The sequence below is a fragment of the Paraburkholderia fungorum genome (assembly GCF_046026025.1).
In the GTDB taxonomy this organism is placed as follows: Bacteria; Pseudomonadota; Gammaproteobacteria; order Burkholderiales; family Burkholderiaceae; genus Paraburkholderia; species Paraburkholderia fungorum_E.
Genome location: NZ_JAQQFL010000084.1, coordinates 1 through 1,750, shown reverse-complemented (window position 1 = coordinate 1,750; position 1,750 = coordinate 1). Strand labels below are relative to the sequence as shown.

Here is a 1,750-nt window from a genome sequence, read left to right as displayed (position 1 = left end):
CCGGCGTGTTGCCTCACGAAGGAATGTTACCCGACGGATTGTTGTCGTTTCGCTTTCCTTCTTCTTTTCTTTCGTGGTTTTCCGGGCGCGAAGCGCCCGGCCCCCGCCGGCTTTCAACTTTTCTGCAGTTCACACTTCAGTCGACGTTTCGGTGCACTGGCGCATGCTGCCCAGAACCATTTCTCTCACACGCTCAGCGCGCCATGCGTTGACCCGGCGATGCAGCGTTCGTAGTTGCGTCTTGCGTGCATAGACGTCCGGAACCATCGTTGCCAACCGGTCCATCAACTCCTTGACAGCAACCGTGGGCTCAGCGATCAGCCACCCTTCAATGACCGGCCACACGTCGGCGAACGGATCCACCCGGGTCTTCCACCAGTGCTTTGCCTTGGGTTGCTTGCGGTGCGTCGGACGTGCTTCCCCTTGCTCCCATGCCGAAGAGAGGCTCGCGAGGAAGACGGCAACATCTGATTCACCTGCTGGCGTTGCTTCAGCGGGCACACCGTGGGCCGCGAACTCGCTCAAAGTCTGCTGAGCCGTTCGCATCTCCTGCAGAAGTCGCACAGGATCGAGGCTGTTGAACTGCGCCTTCAGCTTTTCCTTGATCGCGAGTTCGACGCTGTCGTGCGCCAGCAGCCGATCGCACGGCGTTGCCGGCGCAAGGTAGACCTTGTGCACACGAGCGCCGTCGCGCGTCTTGGACTTCAGCTTGAATGAAGGCTGGAAGAAGTTAATGTATAGACGCGATGACGCGTATAGCTGCGCGAGCGCGTTCTTCGCATTGGTACCGCTCAGACGGCCATAACCAACCAGTCGTCGCACGACGGCGCCGTTCTTCTGTTCCACCCAGGCCTGATCGTTCTTCTTGTACGCACGCGAGCGAGTCTGCTCAAGACCATGTCCCTTGCAGTAGTCGAAGACGCTCTGGTTCATGAAAGCGGTGTCGTTATCCGAATCCACCCCAAGCATTGAGAATGGCAGATCGGCGGCCACCTTCTCAAACGCTTCGATAACAAGCATCTGGTTGCGCGTACGCATGGCCACACATTCTGTCCAGCCGCTGGCAATATCGGTCAATGTCAGCGTGTGAACGAACTCACCGTCGCTCTTCGAGCCGCCGCAGTGTTCGACCATATCGATCTCGAAGAAACCCGGCGGCGGATCACGCCAGTCGGCGAACGTGCGCACCGGGATGCTACGCCGGATGGCAGAGCCCACACCCTTGCGGCGTTTGCGCTGCCCGTCAATGTGCAAACGCGCATTGGCCAACAGGCGATCGATGGTCGCCGCGCTGACCTGAAGGAGTTTGGCCTTGATGACCGGATCCAGATCGAGATGGCCGTGCCGTTCCATGGCATCAACCAGCTTCGGAATCAACGCATTCAGGCGCTTGCCACAAACTCGGTCGGCCGCTTCCCACAACACCGTCAGCGCCTGGCGTACCGCCTCGTCGTATAACCGGTTGCGCTCGCGGGTCCCCTTCGTTGCGCCGGGTTGCTCCCGCAGCAGCCGGATGGCGTGCTTGCGGTGATAGCCGGTCAAAGCCACGAACTCGTCGAGAATCCTGATCCGGTCACCGAACGTCGCGCTTCTATACCGCGATTGCAATGCTGCGACCAACTCCTTGCGTGTCGTCATGCTGATTTGCCTCGTCACCTCGTGCCGCTCCCGCCGGACAATCCGACGGGTAGCAAACTACGTGAGGCAACAGGTCAACGCGAGTTGCAATTCTGATGAGTCAATGCGCCGG

The 1,750-nt window shown here is 59.7% G+C and carries 1 protein-coding gene; it reads right to left on the bottom strand.

Annotated elements, in window-relative coordinates:
- Positions 1-129: 129 nt before the first annotated feature.
- Positions 130-1,638: an integrase catalytic domain-containing protein gene (locus PQR67_RS38095; RefSeq protein WP_408467934.1), complete on the bottom strand. Its 1,509-nt coding sequence runs from the start codon at positions 1,636-1,638 to the stop codon at positions 130-132.
- Positions 1,639-1,750: the final 112 nt, after the last annotated feature.

Coding starts and splice junctions, on each gene's coding strand:
- PQR67_RS38095 (WP_408467934.1), bottom strand. CDS start 1,638: ATGACGACACGCAAGGAGTTGGTCGCAGCATTGCAATCGCGGTATAGA.